The following is a 16,734-nucleotide window of genomic DNA, read 5'->3' as shown; positions in this document are numbered from 1 at the left end:
ACTATATAACCGGATTCTATATTAAAGCCTCATTAGCTATAGTCTTATAATAACCTAAAATCAGGTTTTGCTGAATAACAGTATGATTGTTAGTAGTTAGTAGTCAGGATAGATACTAAACCTCTGCTTGCTTCATACAAGATAGACTAAAGAGATTGTACGATCAATATATTCCATTATTTATTATATAGATTAGTGACTATTGATTTACTTTAGTTCCAGCTCTCATAACTATTTTCAGCAACACCTAAAATCATCATTCCTAACTTCAATTTTGTTGGTCCCGCAATACTAACGGACGTAACAATATTTTATTTTTCAAGAGATTTACCGCTCTAGAATAATAAGGGTCTGATATAGTAGCGACCGCCCCTGGTTGCCTATATAAACGTCGTTTTTGAGAATCTGTCAAATTTATACTGACATCAGGAGTAACACCTTTTTTACTAATATCAGTTCCTTTAGGAGTATAATAGTGAGCAATAGTTACTGCTAAACCTGAACCATCTGATAAAGAATGTACTGACTGTACCAAAGCTTTACCAAAAGTTTGATCTCCCATAATCACAGCACGACCATTATCTTTAAGTGCCCCTGCTAAAATTTCACTAGCACTCGCTGAGTCACCATCTACCAAGACGACTATTGGTTTATCAGTTAAAGCTGAACGGTTTGCCCGCAATTCTTGCTTTTCTCCATTACGGTCAACTGTACTGACAATAGCACCTTTGTCCATTAACATCCGAGCAATATCTATACTAATGCGCAATAAACCCCCTGGGTTGCCCCGCAAATCTAAAACATAACCATCAGCATTCTGATTATCCAGATTTTCGATCGCCTTCTGCATTTGTTCTCCCGCATGGGCACTAAATTCTTGTAAATGGATATACCCAATACGTTCATTCCCTTCACGCTTAAGCTCGTAACGAACTGCTTGTAATTCTATTCTCGCCCTGGTTAAAGTTACATCAAATTCTGTTTCTCCAGAACGCATGACTTGCAGTACAACATCTGTACCCACATCACCTCGAATTAGTTTTGCTGCTGCTGATACACTCAAACTAGCAGTAGGTTTGCCATCAATTTCCAGAATTTGATCTCCTGGTAATAAACCTGCTTTCATAGCTGGAGAATTTTCTACAACGTCCACCACCGTAATTACTTTACTCAGCTCATCCTCTTTTAACTGCATTCCCACTCCAGACATTTCCCCTGATGTTTGATTTGTCAAAGTTTTGAACTGCTCTGGGTCTAGAAAACGAGTATAGGGGTCATTAAGTTGATCTAATGCTTGACGTAATGCCTCATAAGCTTGTTCGCTAGAAGTATAATTTTTCTCTAACAAAGTTTGCCTAGTCGCTTGCCAATCTGTCTGATTAAAACTACCATCAACATATTCTCGATTGACAATTTGCCATGCTTCATCCAGAACTGCTTTCGGGCTATTTTCTAAATTTGCTTCAGCAGGCTTACTCAGGTTAGGGGCCAATAAAGATAAAGCTGTGGTTGTAGCGATCGCTCCACTGTACAAAATGACTTGAAGAATGGAGTTGCGTTTTGAGGCTGATTTCATTGAATTTTTTTAGTAGTTGGACATTTATTGATATTGACGTTCCCACTAATTTATGATAATGGGATAGTATTTTTTTGAAAGAAGTCTAATATACTACAATATTAGCTGAATATATTTATTATTGTATCTATAGTGACAAGGGAATTTACTGTCTAGTCAAATTTTACCGTTACGACTATTGTCTCTAACTCTATATTTGAGAAGAGTTAAGTAATTAAAATAAATTAACTGATAATCATCTTACAGTACTTTTTAGGATGGTGAGGTACAGTTTAACTTGAAGAAGGAAAAGGGAAAATAAAGTGACTAATTTTCCTGCTTATTCCTTTCTTTCTACTTCATCTCTATTCTCTGTTGCTGAAAGGCCGATCGACTTGTAACTAAATTAAGTCGAAAACTGTTGTAATTTTGGATCTCTCGCTCGTTAGTTTTCTTGACATAAAAATTTTAAGATATGATGGAAACAAAAGCTAAAAGCTCAAATTGGCTAGGTTCATTCGTAAATCTAGCAGTTTTCATAACAGCTTTAGGAAGTATAATCACTTTACAAGTATTCTGGCCTTCAGAAAATTCTCCCTTAAAAGAGAAAATCGTTTTAGATTTGGCAGAAGCAGTAGAAGCTGAAGAAAAAGAAGCTCTACAGCTAAAATTATTGAAGGCATCTCCGACTTTTGGATTTGATAATTTGATTGCAGACTGGGTGTTTCTCAAATTTTTGCAATATTTTGGGGACGACTCTGCCAGAAATCAAACAGGCTATTCTCTGAGTGAAGATTACTTTGAGATCATCACCCGCTTAGATCCAAGATGGGTTGACACTTATCTATTTGTGTCTAACTCTTTATCTATATATGAGGGTAAACCAGAAGTCGCGGTAGAATATATGACTCGCGGTACCGATGTACTTTCTCCAGAAATAGATCCGAAAGCTTGGCAAGTATGGAGATGGAAAGGCATAGATCAATTACTGTTAGTAGGTGATATTCCTGGAGCAATTGATTCTCATGAAATGGCTGCTGAATGGGCTGAAAATACATCATATCAAGGGTTAACATCTCTGTTTAGACAAACAGCAGAATTTCTGAAGCGAGACCCCGATAGTAAATTAATCAAGTTTAATGCTTGGTTATGGGTATACGGTCAAACAATAGACCAAAAAGTACGCGATCGCGCTCAACAAGAAATTCTCAAGCTTGGAGGAAAGGTGGAAATCGATCAAAATGGAGAAATGCGTTTTGTCTTGCCAGAATCTTCTGAATAACTGTGGTGATTAATAGACATAGGTGCGAAAATAATTTAGGGAACTCCCTAAGAATTTCACTATTGTATTGTAGTGGCGCGTCAAGCTTGAAATAGTGTTTGAGGAAAATTCTCCAAACCTTAGTCATAGCAAGAATTATACTCAAAAATTTAATACATCATTTTCAGCTTGACGCGCTAGTAGGAGAAAGTTTTTCAATCAGATTCCATGAGGACTTCAAATTATATGAAATACAAAAAATTGTGCAAATATACTAATCTCCCCATCTCCCCATCTCCCCATCTATTTTTAAATAGAACCCATTTGGGATCTATAATAATATAAATACAGTCCACCCTTAGCCATAAGATAGACACTAAAAATGGTTCTACAAATAAAATCCACTAAACCAGAACCAACTGTAACTTGGAAAGCACTACCAGCAGACTTTACCTTACCAGACGACCCAGTGGAAAATTTTCAACAACCTATCCTTGCTACTGCTCTGACTGATGCTTTGGGAGCTGCATTGTTCATTCAACCTCAAATGCTCATTGGTTCAAATTTTGGATTAGTAGCTACCGTTAACAAAAAAATAGTTGTCAAAGCTCCCGATTGGTTTTATGTCCCCCAAGTACAACCAGTGGCAGAGGGAGTCATTCGCCGTAGTTACACTCCCCATCTAGAAGGCGCTCCTGTAGCTGTAGTGATGGAGTTCCTCTCAGAAACAGAATGTGGGGAACTATCAGTGCGTTCGACTCCACCTTATGGCAAACTTTATTTTTATGAACAGATCCTCAAAGTACCAACCTATGTAACTTATGACCCCTATGAAGAGAATTTAGAGGTGCGCAGTTTGCACGATGGAAAGTATCGCTTTGAGTCAGCTAATGAGAATGGACATTTTTGGATACCGGAATTAGACTTGTTCTTGGGAATTTGGCAAGGGGAAAGATTAGGACAAAATATTAGCTGGCTCAGATGGTGGGATAAGTCCGAAAATTTGTTATTGTGGAGTAGCGAACAAGCCGAACAGGAAAAACAACGGGCCGAACAGGAAAAGCAACGGGCCGAACAAGAAAAGCAACGGGCCGAAAAATTAGCTGCTAAATTACGCGATTTGGGTGTCGATCCAGATTCGCTCTGATATAGGAAATTATGTCCGATTCAATAATTATGGCGCTACGGGACAGAAGTAGGGGAGTAGGGGAGTAGGGGAGTTTGGGAGATGAGAGCATTTTTCTACCTTTTTCCCCTATTCTCTGCCTGAATTTCCTGACTTCTGAGTCCTGAGTCCTAACTTCTATGCCAAAAACACATGCCAATGGTACGGAAGTGAATTAGTAGTAGTAGATAGATTCTTTCCATCATCAAAGACTTGTTCTAACTGTGGTCATGTTCAAGACATGCCCTTGCATCTGAGAACTTATGACTGCCCCGACTGTGGCTTGTCAATAGATCGAGATTTAAACGCAAGTATAAAGAGCGACAGATGCGGTCGGCTCGACCGTGAATGCCTGTGGATGAGCAACCGCCGACGGCCTCACAAGAAGCAGGAAGTAAACCTCAAGTTGTCACGCTATGTGACGCTTTGTATAAGTTTTATAGAGCAGATAGAGATAAGCTAAAAGAACTTGCTATAATTTCTATGATAAAAAATCCAAACATTCGTGGCAATCAGAAAATCAGGAAAATATTGCTGTTGTTGCTTTTTTCTATATTTTCTAGTCTATTAGTGTTGCTAGTGGGAAATACTATTTCACTCCAGTCAGCAGCAAAATCTCCTGTGGATACTTATTTAGTTTTAGGTGGGAGTATTAAACGGGAAATTTATATTGCTCAAGTGGCAAAACAATATCCTCAGACCCCAATTTTAATTTCTGCTGGATCTAAAGACCCTTGTCTTGTGGGATTATTTCAACGGGAAAATGCTCCTGTAGAGAATATTTGGTTAGAACATTGCGCTAAATCTACTTTTGGTAACTTCTATTTTACTTTGCCAATTCTCAAGAAATGGGAAGTGGAACATATTAAACTGGTAACATCTCCTACTCATTTACCTAGAGCTAAATGGTTAGCACAGATTATTCTGGGTACTAATGGGATATGGGTAGAAACTGATATTGTTGAGGAAATAGGTGTACCTGGTAATAGAGAATCTCGTTTCAAGACTGGTTTGGATGTAATTCGTAGTTTATTTTGGGCTGTGGGAAGTAAGATAATAGAACCAAAATGTGCTGATGTGCTAAAACTCACACAGGTGAATATGACGCAATGGTGCAAGGATGGTTTTCGCTGCGAGCATCAGGCAAAATTGAAGTCTGAGTCAATTTGTCGGGGAAGAAGGAAGAAGGAAGAAGGAAGAGGGAAGAGGGAAGAGGAAGGAAGAAAGAATATTGTGCGGTTTCAGTTTTAAGCTGTTGATTTGTCCTAATCTTTTGTTTCGGCTGCTTTACCTAATATAGCGCTTTCCTCTCCGAATACAATTATCGCAGTGGCCGCAACGCATATTCTGAGCTTCCTTAGAAAAGCCAAATGCTTGTAGTAAAAACTGCCATCGACATTTGCTTGTGGTGAAATATTGATTAATTTCCTGAATACCGGAATTGTAATCTAAGGATAATATTTTGCCAGTACCAGACTTATTGATAATATAGTTAAAGGGGTCGCGCCATCTCAGTTTTCCGGAAGAGTGTAGGATAGAGAGAGCGATCGCTGCATCAGGAAATTCATCTGTTACAGCATTAATATTTCCTGTAGTTGGCAGTTGTTTGATTAATTTTTGGGCTGTTTGATATTGCGATCGCAATTTATCCACTAGAAATTTTTGTCTTTGTTTATCCTCTGGGTCTAACCAACCAGTAGGTTCGCTGACTAATGTTAAAGCTTCGGCAGGTTTCCCATCTCTACCACCTCTACCGACTTCTTGAATATATTCAGACAAAAGTGATGGTGCTTGAAAATGTATTACCCACCGCACATCTGGTTTATTTATTCCCATACCAAAGGCAGATGTACAGACTACAAAATTTATTTCTCCACCTATCCAAGCTTTCTCAATATTTCTTCTTTCTTGAGCACTTAAACCTGCATGATAAGCTATAGTTTTATAATCTTTTTGTCGTAATATTTCTGCTAAATTTTCACTGTCTTTTCTGGTTCTAACGTAAATTAAACCTGCTTGTTTTTCTCTGGTTTTGATAAATTTAAATAACTGTTGACGGCGACTTCTGGGAGTACAAATTTTTTGAATTTTTAAATATAAATTATTTCGGTAGGGGCTAAGTAAAAATGGTTGTGGGTTTTGCAGTTGTAAGGTTTTTTTAATAATATTTTGGGCTTGGGGGTCGGCAGTGGCGGTAAAGGCAGCAATAGCAATATTAGTATTTGGAGTTTTAGATTTTATTAGTGCTGAACGTACTGCTTCTAAGCGACGATAAGCAGGACGAAAAGTTTCTCCCCACTGTACTAGACAATGAGCTTCATCTAATATTAAACCGTTGATTTTTATCTGGGGTTGGCAGAGTAAATTCCAAACTTTTTTGTTAAGTAAAGTTTCTGGGGAAAGATAGAGTAATCTTAGTTTATTTTGTTGTAATGCTTGGAGGGTTTTTTGTTTTTGGGAATTGGGAATTTGGCTATGGAGAAGAGAGGCGGGAAGTGAGCGATCGCGCAATTCTTGAACTTGATTTTCCATCAGTGCCACTAAGGGAGAAATTACTAAAGTTAAGCCTGTTTTTAGTAGAGCTGGTAGTTGAAAACAGATTGATTTTCCTCCTCCAGTTGGCATGATTATTAAGGCGTCTTTTCCTTTTAATAAGCAACTAATTATTTCTCCTTGTGGTGGTCGAAAATTATCGTATCCCCAGATTTTACGGAAGGCTTCGCGGATGTTATTCCAAGTGGTTTGTTCGGAATTATTCATGGTTGAATATTGTTTTTTTCTGATGTTTGAAGTTGTAGGGTTATTGACGAAGTCAGAAGTCAGAAGTCGTAGGGGCGAATGGCCATTCGCCCCTACAGAAGTTAACCCACCCCCGCCCCTCCCAGGAGGGGAAGTAGGGGATTTGAGCTTCGCTCCAAAAATATTTCGCCATTTCCTGGCGGGGTTTTAGACCCAATTATTTTGATAATTATTAATTTCTTTCTTTCTAGGGTTTTTTATGTTGAATAAAACATCATGCGCAGGGGCGAACACCACCCAATAACATTAGACTATCAAAGTTTTTTTGGGGATGCAAGCTCTTTTTTGATTCGGCTCCGACTTTTTTTGGTGCTTCAGAAAATGATTTTTTTCCTTTGGGTGATTTTGTTGGTATTGGCGATCGCTTGGCTTTTAATTATGTTGAATAAAACATCATGCGCAGGGGCGAACACCACCAAATAACATTAGACTATCAAAGTTTTTTTGGGGATGCAAGCTCTTTTTTGATTCGGCTCCGACTTTTTTTGGTGCTCCAGAAAATGATTTTTTGCTCCTTTGGGTGATTTTGTTGGTATTGGCGATCGCTTGGCTTTTAATTATGTTGAATAAAACATCATGCGCAGGGGCGAACACCACCCAATAACATTATACTATCAAAGTTTTTTTGAAGATGCAAGCTCTTTTTTGATTCGGCTCCGACTTTTTTTGTAAGAGCTTCAGAAAATGAAAATATTTTGTGTCTGAGGTTCTTGTTAGGGGTGCTTGAATCTACTCAGTTTATTTAAAACCGAATTGAAGAAGTAGTCAGCAGTTAGTTTGGTAGTTGGTATAGCAGAAGGAAGAAATAAAAAGCAGAAAGCAAGAATAGACCTGTTGCAAAAAAGTTAATTAAATCAATTCAAGACTATGAAATAAACAATTTCAGGGTGCATCTCAATGCGTGAATAAAGCCAAAAATTTATTGCTTTTAGGCAACAGGCAACAGCTCCGGAAGGCAACAGCTCCGAAAGGGAATATATAGGAAAAAAGTATTTTTGCAAATATGAGATGCACCCCAATTTCATCTGTCTATTCCCTATTCTCTGACTTTTGCAAGAAGTCTAAAGAAAAATCTTGCGTTGTGTGAGTTTTAAGCTTTTGATATGTCAGTAATGGCGACTGCTTTAACGAAGTCAGAAGTCAGAAATCAACCCACCCCTAACCCGGAGCGTGGATGGGAAGTAGGGGATTTGAGTTTCGTTCCAAAAATATTTCGCCATTTCCCGATGGAGTGGCGCGACCCAATTATTTTGATAAATCCTCTGACTTTAAGGTAATGATTAATTATTAATTGTTGAATTAACCGTACTAATATCAATTCTCAAAAGTAATATGATACATCAATTTATTGATCGATGAGTTGTAGAGAAAAATGGCTTTTTACCTCTAGCAATTAATTTTGCTAACCAAATTTTCTCAACGCTACTTGCTATAATATTTAGGGTTTGCTGAAAAAGTATTTTAGTAGGGGTAGTAGACAGGAGACAACCGACCCCTCGCCCCTCCCCCTCCTGGTAGGGGAAAAAAGGATAAATGAGAATTAGCGAGGAGGTAGGAGTAAGAATTGTCCCTTGATTTTTCTGCCCAACTATGCGCCTAAAATACGCTCCTTTTTGAGCGTTTCAGACTGAAAATCAGGCATTTTTTAAAGGCCCCAAAAAGACTAAATTATTTATATGTCAATGCTTTTAGATTTAATCAGCAAGCCCTATTTAATTGCTCAATATTCAATCATCATATTTAATTATGCTTTATACTCGCAAAACTGTAAATTTACCTGATATTCAACTTTCTTACTTGGAGTGGCAATTAGAGGAAAATAAAGATAAAAAACAGCCACTTTTGCTATTACATGGTTTGGCAGATTTGGCTTTAGTTTGGTCAAGTTTAGGAAAGTATTTAGCGGATAAATATCATATTGTTGCACCAGATATGCGCGGTCATGGAGAAAGTGGAAAACCAGAAAGTGGGTATACTTTCGAGAAAACAATTACTGATTTAGAAGCGCTCATGGAGCATTTAAACTGGTCTTCTGCTCATATTTTAGGTCATTCTTGGACAGGAAAATTAGCTTGTATTTGGGCAAGACAAAATCGAGAAAGATTTAAAAGTATGATGTTGATAGACCCGATTTTTATTGGCAAAATGCCGGGATTAATTAAAGTTACTTTTCCTATTCTTTATCGTACTTTAGAAACCTTAAAAGGTATGGGTCCATTTGATAGTTTTGCTGAGGCAGAAACTCAGGCAAAGCAGTTAGGAAAATATGCAGGTTGGAGTGAATTGCAACAGATAGTATTTCAGGAAAGTATGGAGGAAAAAGCTGATGGTAAGTGGGGAAGTAAATTTGTGATTCCGGCGCGGGATGAAATATTTGAAGAGGTGATGCGAGTTCCTGGTTTAACAGAATATATTGATGTGCCGACTTTGTTTATTCAACCAGAAAAAGGTGTGAATAGAAGTGAGTTGCAAATTAAGCCTTATCGGAAATATTTAAGGAATTTAAAAATGGAAAAAGTTCCGGGAAATCATTGGCTATTTTTGGTGGAACCAGAAAAATTTAATCAGACTGTTGGGAATTTTTTAGATATTTTTTGAAATCTGAAAAAATTAGCAGTAAATTGAGGTAACATAGTGTCTAAATATTATGTTTGTAGTTGGGCTTTAGCCCTAAGACAAGTATTTAAAGGGCTAGAGCAAAACTACAGAGAGAAATTTTATTATATAGCTATCAGCTAGAGTCAAAACTTTTAATTGTAATTTTTTGAAGTTTTTTAGCTGTCCTAATCTTAATGTGTAGTGCTATAACTCATTATCCAAAAATAATATAACTAGGGTTAAAATCTATAATCAAATATCCTATTTTTCTTAAATATTAAATTAGTTTTGGGCATAAATAATGAGCTTTTAAAATATGTAATTGCTATGTCTGTTAAACTGATTATTGACTAGCTATTAAACGAGATTATTTCGTAACCAATCAATTACATCATCAGGATTTCTATCAGGTGGGAATACTGGATAGAAAACTTTGAGAATTTTTCCTGCTTGTGCAATTAATGTAACTCTTTTGAGTAGTTGCTTTCCTTCTATTTCAAATATTGGCAGTTTTAACGCTTGGGAAAAGTTTAAATCACTATCACTCAGAAGTTCAAAAGGTAAATGAAGTCGCTTCGCTGCTTCTATCTGATATTCAGTTTTTTGTGTGCTGATACCAAAAACTTGCACTTTTAAATCTGTTATTTCTTGGTGATGGTCTCGAAAAGCGCATGATTGAGGGGTACATCCTCTTGCTCCAGGAATTTTGTCCCATTGTTCGGGTAGTAGAATACCTGGTTGACCAGTCATGGGATAACAGTAAATAACGACGTAACCTGAAATTTCAGATAAATCTACATATCTATTATGGGTTGAAGGTAAAGTAAGTGATGGCACAAACAAACCCTGTAGGTGATTACAAGCTCCATCATCTACTGGGATAGGAAGATTTGCAGGTAATTCTGTAAAATTGCTCATAAAAATCTCCATTGTAGGTGTGACATTTTTTACATATAGCAGTAGCTATAGCTGTTAGAATGGTCTAAAGAAAGGGCGCGGACATATCAAAAGCTTAAAAATCAAACAACGCCAGATTTTTCCTTCTTCCTTCTTCCTTCTCTCCTAGATAACTAATACCAATTTGATAAATGTTTGTTACAAATGGTAGGGACGTTGTATAAGGGCGTCCGTACGAAAGAAGGAAGAGGAAAGAAGGAAGAAGGGATAAATATTGAAAAAAATGGAAAAACAATATAAATAACTATCTAAAATGAACTGGACTAGCTATTTTTAAGCATATTCGAGCAAGGTCTACCTTTTTGTAGCATTCTTTTTTCACGCTTGGTATAAAACCTTTTTCCTTCTGCTATAGAACATATCAAAAGCCTAAAACCTAGAGTGTTGGATGATTTTTCCTTCTACGTTTGAGGGATAGTATCTTCATTTTTCTGAACGATAGCTCTTCATTTCCATCACAAAATATAAAGGCGATCGATCATATAGCAGTGTAAGGAAAGGGCGCGGACATATCAAAAGCTTAAAGTTCAAACAACGCCAGTATTTCCCTCTTCCTTCTTCTTTCTTTCTTCTGTTAGACCATCTTAAATTTTTAGTTCAGTCATTGTTACTGTTTCTCCAATTATTTATAGCGAATTTCATCTCAGTCAGGTACAGTACTAGCGGGCAAGATGCCCGCAATACAAAGATTTCAACGTTAATACTTGCACCTCTTATGCGAGGAATCTGCTGTATTTTTGACTTTTGACTTTGGTCTTTTGACTTGTTAGAAGCTTATGAATTGATTGGTAACTTTTCACTTAATTCCTCTTCATTTTCACCCCATTTTTCCAGCCAATCTCCATCAATATTTTCCACGTATAAATTGACATGATTTATTCCCCAAGTTAGTCGGTCTTCTTGTAATTGTTGAGCCTCTTGGAGAGCGTGCCAAACTTTTTCTAAACGTTCTTTATTTGACAGAGTTTTGCTAATTGTTACCATGTATCCTGCCTAGTATTAAAATGCGTAGTTTGATGTGCAAGTTGAAAATGTAATAGAAATTTGCTCAATTCCTATCTAAAACAAAATTTAATATATTTAGCCTCAGTTAAATGTCTGCTGTTATGCAGAACAAGATTTACTAATTGAATAACTGAGCGGTCCTGTCCGGGATTATAACTAACAAAAATACCCCTTCTAATTTTCCATTGCTGTAGTGTATCTTTCCATTCATTATACTTATGATTACACAATTCTCCGGACATAGTAGTAATTTGAACACAGAGAGGCTTACCTGTGCTACTACTCACAATTACATCTGTTGCCATAGACAAATCTGCTATATAACGATGAACAACACACCCGTCACGACTTTTTATCTGACGAGCAACAGATTTTAGTATATCGGCATCTTCTTGATTAAATTCCCCCGATCTTAACTTTTGTTTCCATATATAGAATTTACGATCGTTTTCATTAAACCATTTTGGAAAAAGATTTTCATACCAGTACCTTACTGGTGATGGAAGATGACTTAAAAATAGTTGCCTTTCTTCATTTGTTAAGGATTGCAATTTTAACCAAAATTCTCCATCCTTAATTAATTCTAACAAAAATCCTACTAAGACTCCTTTCTGCATTAACAAGCCTGGCCTAATATCCTTAATCCAGCGTGTTACTTCATCTAACCTCTGGGCTAACGCAGGTTCAGTTGACCAGGCAAGACTGCTAAGTTGTTTCAGCTTAGGCTCGATTTCTCTTGCTTGCAATCATCCTCCTAAATCAGCTCGCCCATTCCAATCTGCGAAAACCTTTTATATAATAACTTATATTGTAGCTGTAGCGCTTGGTTATCAGTATAACAGATTGAGCATTAGGAAATCATAAATTATAGCAGTAAGTTTTTTTGGTCAGGACAATTTGTGAACTACAGCTCTCGTTACTGGGTGATTTTTTTTTCAAACTTTTACTTGTCCTACTTAAACCCATCGGAGAACATAAGCATTGCTTTTTTGTGGCTACCAATAAACTGGAACAATCCATAATGCAAGCCTTCCTATATACAGCTATTTCCGCAGCTCACTCTTGGCAAATTTGTCCCACTTTAGGTTAGTAGCTCAACAAGTCCAACTTAACAACCTGATTCTTTAGTCAAAGTTACTTCAAGTAACACAGGACCTCCACCTATATTAGGACCATTATTAATAATACGAAGCTGAACATCGGTTTCCTGAGCGACTCCAATTTCACGCTCAAAGGTAGTAAGACCCGTCGGGGGAAACTGTTCCTTAAAAAGATCGCCAAGCTCAACAGTATAGGTGTTTTCAGAATCTCCGTTTTTACCCATTTTAAAGGATAGCTTATAGAAGCCAGGGGTTAACTTAAAACTGTCTTTTGCCTCAAGGGTTGAAGTACTTAAATATCCACTCAAATCTAAGAAAAGTCCATTACCGGGATAAAAATCATATATAGTTTGACCTCCTTTTTCCCCTATGACATCGACGTTACCATCGACGATGTCCCACTTCGTCAAAGTTGTAATACCCTCTGCCAATGATGGTTCTTCATCAAAGTTATCTTGAAACAGTATAGTTGTTTCTTGCACTGCATTTGCTGGTGTAGCAATAAAAAAAATTGACACAAGTAAAGAGGACAGCAAAAGTGATATGATTTTTTTCATGTTTGTGTATCCACCTTGTATTATATAGGTATTATATAGAACAATTAAAAAAGTTGAACAAAATTTTTTCCTAAGTGAAACATAACAAAAGAATGCGAGACCGCAAACTTTGCACTCCAATAACTTTTGAGTTAATCCTATTATTAATAGGATGGACCTGTCAACTAGCAAAAGACTGTATACCTACGATCTTAACTTTTGTTTATATTATTGTAGCGTTTGATGGTTAGTATTTAGGTATAATAAAAGTTATACGTAAATATAGTCATATATAGTCAAATCATGTCAAATATCTTCGTTGATTTGTGCAAAAGAGCGCCTTTATATTTGACAAAATTTAATAACTCAAAGGCAATCTGTATTAATAGTATAATGAAATTGGCACGCTTAGTTCCAGACTAAATAATCATCAAAATTCCGCGCGTCCTCGAATCCTAATATAATTTTAACTCCTGGATTTATGAGATTAGTTGAGAGACATATCCCATACAAAAAATCATCGGTTTTATCCTGAAATTGACCGACTGTGTTTCTTGTCGAAAAATCTCTATAACTATGCTAATTACTTAGTTCGTCAGTCTTTTATATTTGAAAATACAAATATTTCCTATTACGACCTGCAAAAAACACTCTCTACTCAATCAGATTATCAAGCAATGCCAGCTAAAGTATCTCAACAAATATTGATGATTTTAGAGAAAAATTGGAAGAGTTTTTTAGCAGCGAACGAAGTTTATAAACAGAATCCATCAAAGTTTAAATCTCGTCCTCGTCTTCGGTGGATATAAAAATAAAGTAACGGGAAGAAATATAACTGAAAAATGGTGTGTGTTCAAAATCTTAACTCAACTTAAAAAAAATAAAGATTCTTAATATCATTCTAAGTCCACAATAATTATTAGCAGTAACTACAAATACAAAAATGTCACAACCGACTATTGAATCAATCCTACAAGAAAAACGCCTTTTTCCCCCACCTAAAGAATTTGCTCAAAAAGCACATATTAAAAGTATAGAAGAATATAAACAACTCTACGAAAAGGCCAAGGCTGACCCAGAAGGATTTTGGGCGGGACTAGCTGAAACAGAATTAGATTGGTTCGAGAAATGGGACAAAGTTCTTGACTGGCAGCCACCTTTTGTTAAATGGTTTGTTAATGGCAAAATTAACATTTCCTATAACTGCCTCGACCGTCATCTTACCACCTGGCGACGTAACAAAGCAGCCCTGATTTGGGAAGGAGAACCTGGAGACTCTCGCACCCTTACATACGCCCAACTACATCGGGAAGTTTGCCAGATGGCTAACGTTTTCAAACAATTGGGAGTGAAAAAAGGCGATCGCGTGGGTATCTATATGCCGATGATTCCCGAAGCAGCTATTGCCATGTTGGCCTGTGCCAGAATAGGCGCTCCTCACACTGTTGTTTTTGGGGGTTTTAGTGCCGAAGCTCTCAAAGACAGACTGGTTGATGCTGAGGCTAAGTTAGTAGTGACTGCCGATGGTGGTTGGCGAAAGGATGCCATTGTTCCCCTAAAAGAACAAGTAGACAAAGCTCTAGCAGCAGGTGCCCCCACTGTGGAAAATGTGCTAGTGGTTAAACGCACTGCCCAACAAATTCAGATGGAACCTGGGCGCGACCATTGGTGGCACGATGTCCAAAAAGGAGCTTCTGGGGAATGTCCAGCGGAACCGATGGATAGTGAAGATATGCTATTTATTCTGTACACCAGTGGAACTACTGGCAAACCTAAAGGTGTTGTACACACCACAGGTGGTTATAATCTCTATACTCATGTTACTAATAAATGGGCGTTTGACCTGCAAGATACAGATGTATATTGGTGTACTGCGGATGTAGGTTGGATTACTGGTCATAGTTATATTGTCTATGGTCCTCTTTCCAATGGTGCCACTAGCTTAATGTATGAAGGCGCACCAAGAGCTTCTAATCCTGGCTGTCTGTGGGATGTGGTAGAAAAATATGGCGTTACTATTTTTTATACTGCTCCTACTGCTATCCGAGCATTAATGAAAATGGGAGAACATCATCCCAATTCTAGAAATCTTACTTCTTTGCGGTTGTTAGGAACAGTGGGAGAACCGATCAATCCAGAAGCTTGGATTTGGTATAACCGTGTTATTGGTGGCGATCGCTGTCCGATAGTTGATACTTGGTGGCAAACTGAAACGGGTGGGTTTATGATTACTCCTTTACCTGGTGCGACTTCGACTAAACCTGGTTCGGCGACTTTGCCTTTCCCTGGCATTATTGCTGATATTGTCAATCAGGAAGGTGAGTCTGTGGATGGTAATAATGGTGGTTATTTGGTGGTGAAGCATCCTTGGCCGGGAATGATGCGGACTGTTTATGGAGATGATGACCGTTTCCGTCGTACTTATTGGGAGTATTTACGTCCGAAGAGTGGAGAGTATATTTATTTTGCTGGTGATGGTGCTCACAGAGACGAGGATGGTTATTTTTGGGTGATGGGTCGCGTTGATGATGTGATTAATGTGGCTGGTCATCGTTTGGGTACTATGGAGGTAGAGTCGGCATTGGTGTCTCACCCTGCTGTTGCTGAGGCGGCAGTTGTTGGTAAACCTGATGAGGTTAAAGGTGAAGATATTGTGGCTTTTGTGACTTTAGAAGGCGATCGCGAACCAGATGAAGCTTTGGAGAAGGAGTTGAAGCAGCACGTTGTCCAGGAGATAGGAGCGATCGCTCGTCCTGGTGATATTCGCTTTACTGAAGATTTGCCTAAAACTCGTTCTGGTAAGATTATGCGAAGGTTGTTACGGTCTCTGGCGGCGGGTCAGGAAATTGCTGGGGATACTTCAACGTTACAAGACCGGAGTGTATTAGATAAGTTACGGGGTGGAGCGTAAGGAAGTCAGAAGTCAGAAGTCAGAAGTTAGAAGTTAGAAGTTAGAAGTTAGAAGTGAGTGTGTAATTCTGAGGTCTCCTACGGCGCTTTTCTCGTGCGGAACTTCCGCACACATCGCCTCCAGAATGTAAGACACACTCAAGACAGCCAGAAGTTATATCATCTCCGGATAATTAGGGTTTGCGGAAAAAGTCTTATGGGTAAGGGTAGGAGACAACCCACCCCTAACCCCTCCCAGGAGGGGAAGACAGGAGAAATGGGAATTTAGAGGAGATAGAAGTAAGAATTGTCCCTCAATTTTTCTGTCCTCGATTTGCCCAAAATGCGCTCCTTTTTGAACGTTTTAGACTAAAACAAGCGTACTTTTTGGAAATCTCAGAAGGCTAAAACCTTTATCTGTCAATGCTTTGATAGTTAATCAGCAAACTCTAATTAGTGATAAAAAAAACTGGTGGTGGTGCATTGTAATGGTCGTGCATTGCATTATTTTTGTTACGAGGTACGGCAGTGGGAGCATCTTGCTCCTGTGCCAAGCATCCCTTGTTCCTTGTATACCATTACGCGAGCAGGACTACCAAAAAACTTTCTCTTTGTTCTTCTTTCTTCCCTCCTGACTCCTGATATCATGTCCGGTAGCATCGGTATTGTATAGCAAAGGTAGGCAACAGGCAACAGGCAACAGGCAACAGGCAACAGGCAGGAAGGCTTAAGACAAGAAAAAAACCTCACGGGGTGACAAGCGCCTCAAAAGCATTGTGGGGTAAGAGTTTAAAAGATATAATCCCTTTAAAAAATTAAATGTTTTTCTCATAATAATTATTCTCATAAAGGGTTCGCGATCGCGAAAC

The 16,734-nt window shown here is 37.9% G+C and carries 14 protein-coding genes and 1 pseudogene; 9 read left to right on the top strand and 6 right to left on the bottom strand.

The window, feature by feature from the left end; all coding sequences use genetic code 11:
* Positions 1–268: 268 nt before the first annotated feature.
* Positions 269–1,576 (bottom strand): carboxyl-terminal processing protease CtpB, encoded by a 1,308-nt coding sequence (ctpB, locus tag F6K15_RS08000; protein WP_293059464.1) that lies wholly within the window; start codon positions 1,574–1,576, stop codon positions 269–271.
* Positions 1,577–2,030: 454 nt separating this feature from the next.
* Here ctpB and F6K15_RS07995 point away from each other — a divergent pair, with 454 nt between their 5' ends.
* From F6K15_RS07995 to F6K15_RS07980, 4 genes and pseudogenes are all read left to right on the top strand, one after another.
* The gene (locus tag F6K15_RS07995; protein ID WP_293059462.1) at positions 2,031–2,837 is read left to right on the top strand and encodes a hypothetical protein; all 807 of its coding nucleotides are present in this window, start codon (positions 2,031–2,033) and stop codon (positions 2,835–2,837) included.
* A gap of 361 nt (positions 2,838–3,198) precedes the next feature.
* Positions 3,199–3,963, top strand: a complete 765-nt coding sequence (locus F6K15_RS07990) for a Uma2 family endonuclease (RefSeq protein WP_293059459.1) — start codon at positions 3,199–3,201, stop codon at positions 3,961–3,963.
* A gap of 172 nt (positions 3,964–4,135) precedes the next feature.
* A pseudogene (locus tag F6K15_RS07985) lies at positions 4,136–4,444 on the top strand (zinc ribbon domain-containing protein); the annotation flags it as partial.
* Positions 4,330–5,232, top strand: coding sequence for a YdcF family protein (locus tag F6K15_RS07980; RefSeq protein ID WP_293059457.1), 903 nt, complete (start codon positions 4,330–4,332; stop codon positions 5,230–5,232). The pseudogene F6K15_RS07985 and the gene F6K15_RS07980, both read left to right, overlap by 115 nt.
* A gap of 36 nt (positions 5,233–5,268) precedes the next feature.
* Here F6K15_RS07980 and F6K15_RS07975 read toward each other — a convergent pair whose 3' ends face one another.
* Positions 5,269–6,741 carry an ATP-dependent DNA helicase RecQ gene (locus F6K15_RS07975; protein ID WP_293059454.1) on the bottom strand — a complete coding sequence of 491 codons (1,473 nt, stop codon included), beginning with the start codon at positions 6,739–6,741 and terminating at the stop codon, positions 5,269–5,271.
* Between the two features lie 255 nt (positions 6,742–6,996).
* Here F6K15_RS07975 and F6K15_RS07970 point away from each other — a divergent pair, with 255 nt between their 5' ends.
* The 3 genes from F6K15_RS07970 (at position 6,997) to F6K15_RS07960 (ending at position 9,378) form a co-directional block, all read left to right on the top strand.
* Entirely contained in the window at positions 6,997–7,203 is a 207-nt protein-coding gene (locus tag F6K15_RS07970) for a hypothetical protein (protein ID WP_293059451.1), read from the top strand.
* Positions 7,204–7,892: 689 nt separating this feature from the next.
* Positions 7,893–8,057 (top strand): hypothetical protein, encoded by a 165-nt coding sequence (locus F6K15_RS07965; RefSeq protein WP_293059449.1) that lies wholly within the window; start codon positions 7,893–7,895, stop codon positions 8,055–8,057.
* A gap of 469 nt (positions 8,058–8,526) precedes the next feature.
* Positions 8,527–9,378: an alpha/beta fold hydrolase gene (locus F6K15_RS07960; RefSeq protein WP_293059447.1), complete on the top strand. Its 852-nt coding sequence runs from the start codon at positions 8,527–8,529 to the stop codon at positions 9,376–9,378.
* 357 nt (positions 9,379–9,735) lie between these two features.
* Here F6K15_RS07960 and F6K15_RS07955 read toward each other — a convergent pair whose 3' ends face one another.
* The 4 genes from F6K15_RS07955 to F6K15_RS07940 all read right to left on the bottom strand — a co-directional run bounded on the left by F6K15_RS07955 (position 9,736) and on the right by F6K15_RS07940 (position 12,997).
* Entirely contained in the window at positions 9,736–10,296 is a 561-nt protein-coding gene (locus tag F6K15_RS07955; RefSeq protein WP_293059444.1) for a peroxiredoxin, read from the bottom strand.
* 813 nt (positions 10,297–11,109) lie between these two features.
* Positions 11,110–11,319 carry a hypothetical protein gene (locus tag F6K15_RS07950; RefSeq protein WP_287275840.1) on the bottom strand — a complete coding sequence of 70 codons (210 nt, stop codon included), beginning with the start codon at positions 11,317–11,319 and terminating at the stop codon, positions 11,110–11,112.
* A 71-nt stretch (positions 11,320–11,390) separates the two neighbouring features.
* The gene (locus F6K15_RS07945; RefSeq protein WP_293059433.1) at positions 11,391–12,086 is read right to left on the bottom strand and encodes a hypothetical protein; all 696 of its coding nucleotides are present in this window, start codon (positions 12,084–12,086) and stop codon (positions 11,391–11,393) included.
* Between the two features lie 362 nt (positions 12,087–12,448).
* Positions 12,449–12,997, bottom strand: coding sequence for a hypothetical protein (locus F6K15_RS07940; protein ID WP_293059430.1), 549 nt, complete (start codon positions 12,995–12,997; stop codon positions 12,449–12,451).
* 470 nt (positions 12,998–13,467) lie between these two features.
* Between F6K15_RS07940 and F6K15_RS07935 the strand changes: the two genes are divergently transcribed.
* Together F6K15_RS07935 and acs are read left to right on the top strand one after the other, a co-directional pair.
* Positions 13,468–13,785 carry a transposase gene (locus F6K15_RS07935; protein WP_293059428.1) on the top strand — a complete coding sequence of 106 codons (318 nt, stop codon included), beginning with the start codon at positions 13,468–13,470 and terminating at the stop codon, positions 13,783–13,785.
* A 134-nt stretch (positions 13,786–13,919) separates the two neighbouring features.
* A complete protein-coding gene (acs, locus tag F6K15_RS07930; protein ID WP_293059426.1) occupies positions 13,920–15,887 on the top strand; it encodes an acetate--CoA ligase in 1,968 nt (655 codons plus the stop codon).
* The last annotated feature ends 847 nt before the right edge of the window (positions 15,888–16,734 follow it).

Source organism: Okeania sp. SIO2B3 (genome assembly GCF_010672525.1).
Taxonomy (GTDB): Bacteria; Cyanobacteriota; Cyanobacteriia; order Cyanobacteriales; family Microcoleaceae; genus Okeania.
Note: the sequence above shows the minus strand (reverse complement) of the source record. Positions and strands in the feature narration are given on the sequence as shown.

What these genes read in the sequence shown, in the direction of transcription:
- F6K15_RS07950 (WP_287275840.1), bottom strand. Translation starts at nt 11,319, where the DNA reads ATGGTAACAATTAGCAAAACTCTGTCAAATAAAGAACGTTTAGAAAAA.
- F6K15_RS07995 (WP_293059462.1), top strand. Translation starts at nt 2,031, where the DNA reads ATGATGGAAACAAAAGCTAAAAGCTCAAATTGGCTAGGTTCATTCGTA.
- F6K15_RS07970 (WP_293059451.1), top strand. Translation starts at nt 6,997, where the DNA reads ATGCGCAGGGGCGAACACCACCCAATAACATTAGACTATCAAAGTTTT.
- F6K15_RS07975 (WP_293059454.1), bottom strand. Translation starts at nt 6,741, where the DNA reads ATGAATAATTCCGAACAAACCACTTGGAATAACATCCGCGAAGCCTTC.
- F6K15_RS07990 (WP_293059459.1), top strand. Translation starts at nt 3,199, where the DNA reads ATGGTTCTACAAATAAAATCCACTAAACCAGAACCAACTGTAACTTGG.
- F6K15_RS07955 (WP_293059444.1), bottom strand. Translation starts at nt 10,296, where the DNA reads ATGAGCAATTTTACAGAATTACCTGCAAATCTTCCTATCCCAGTAGAT.
- ctpB (WP_293059464.1), bottom strand. Translation starts at nt 1,576, where the DNA reads ATGAAATCAGCCTCAAAACGCAACTCCATTCTTCAAGTCATTTTGTAC.
- F6K15_RS07965 (WP_293059449.1), top strand. Translation starts at nt 7,893, where the DNA reads ATGGCGACTGCTTTAACGAAGTCAGAAGTCAGAAATCAACCCACCCCT.
- F6K15_RS07980 (WP_293059457.1), top strand. Translation starts at nt 4,330, where the DNA reads ATGCCTGTGGATGAGCAACCGCCGACGGCCTCACAAGAAGCAGGAAGT.
- acs (WP_293059426.1), top strand. Translation starts at nt 13,920, where the DNA reads ATGTCACAACCGACTATTGAATCAATCCTACAAGAAAAACGCCTTTTT.
- F6K15_RS07940 (WP_293059430.1), bottom strand. Translation starts at nt 12,997, where the DNA reads ATGAAAAAAATCATATCACTTTTGCTGTCCTCTTTACTTGTGTCAATT.
- F6K15_RS07960 (WP_293059447.1), top strand. Translation starts at nt 8,527, where the DNA reads ATGCTTTATACTCGCAAAACTGTAAATTTACCTGATATTCAACTTTCT.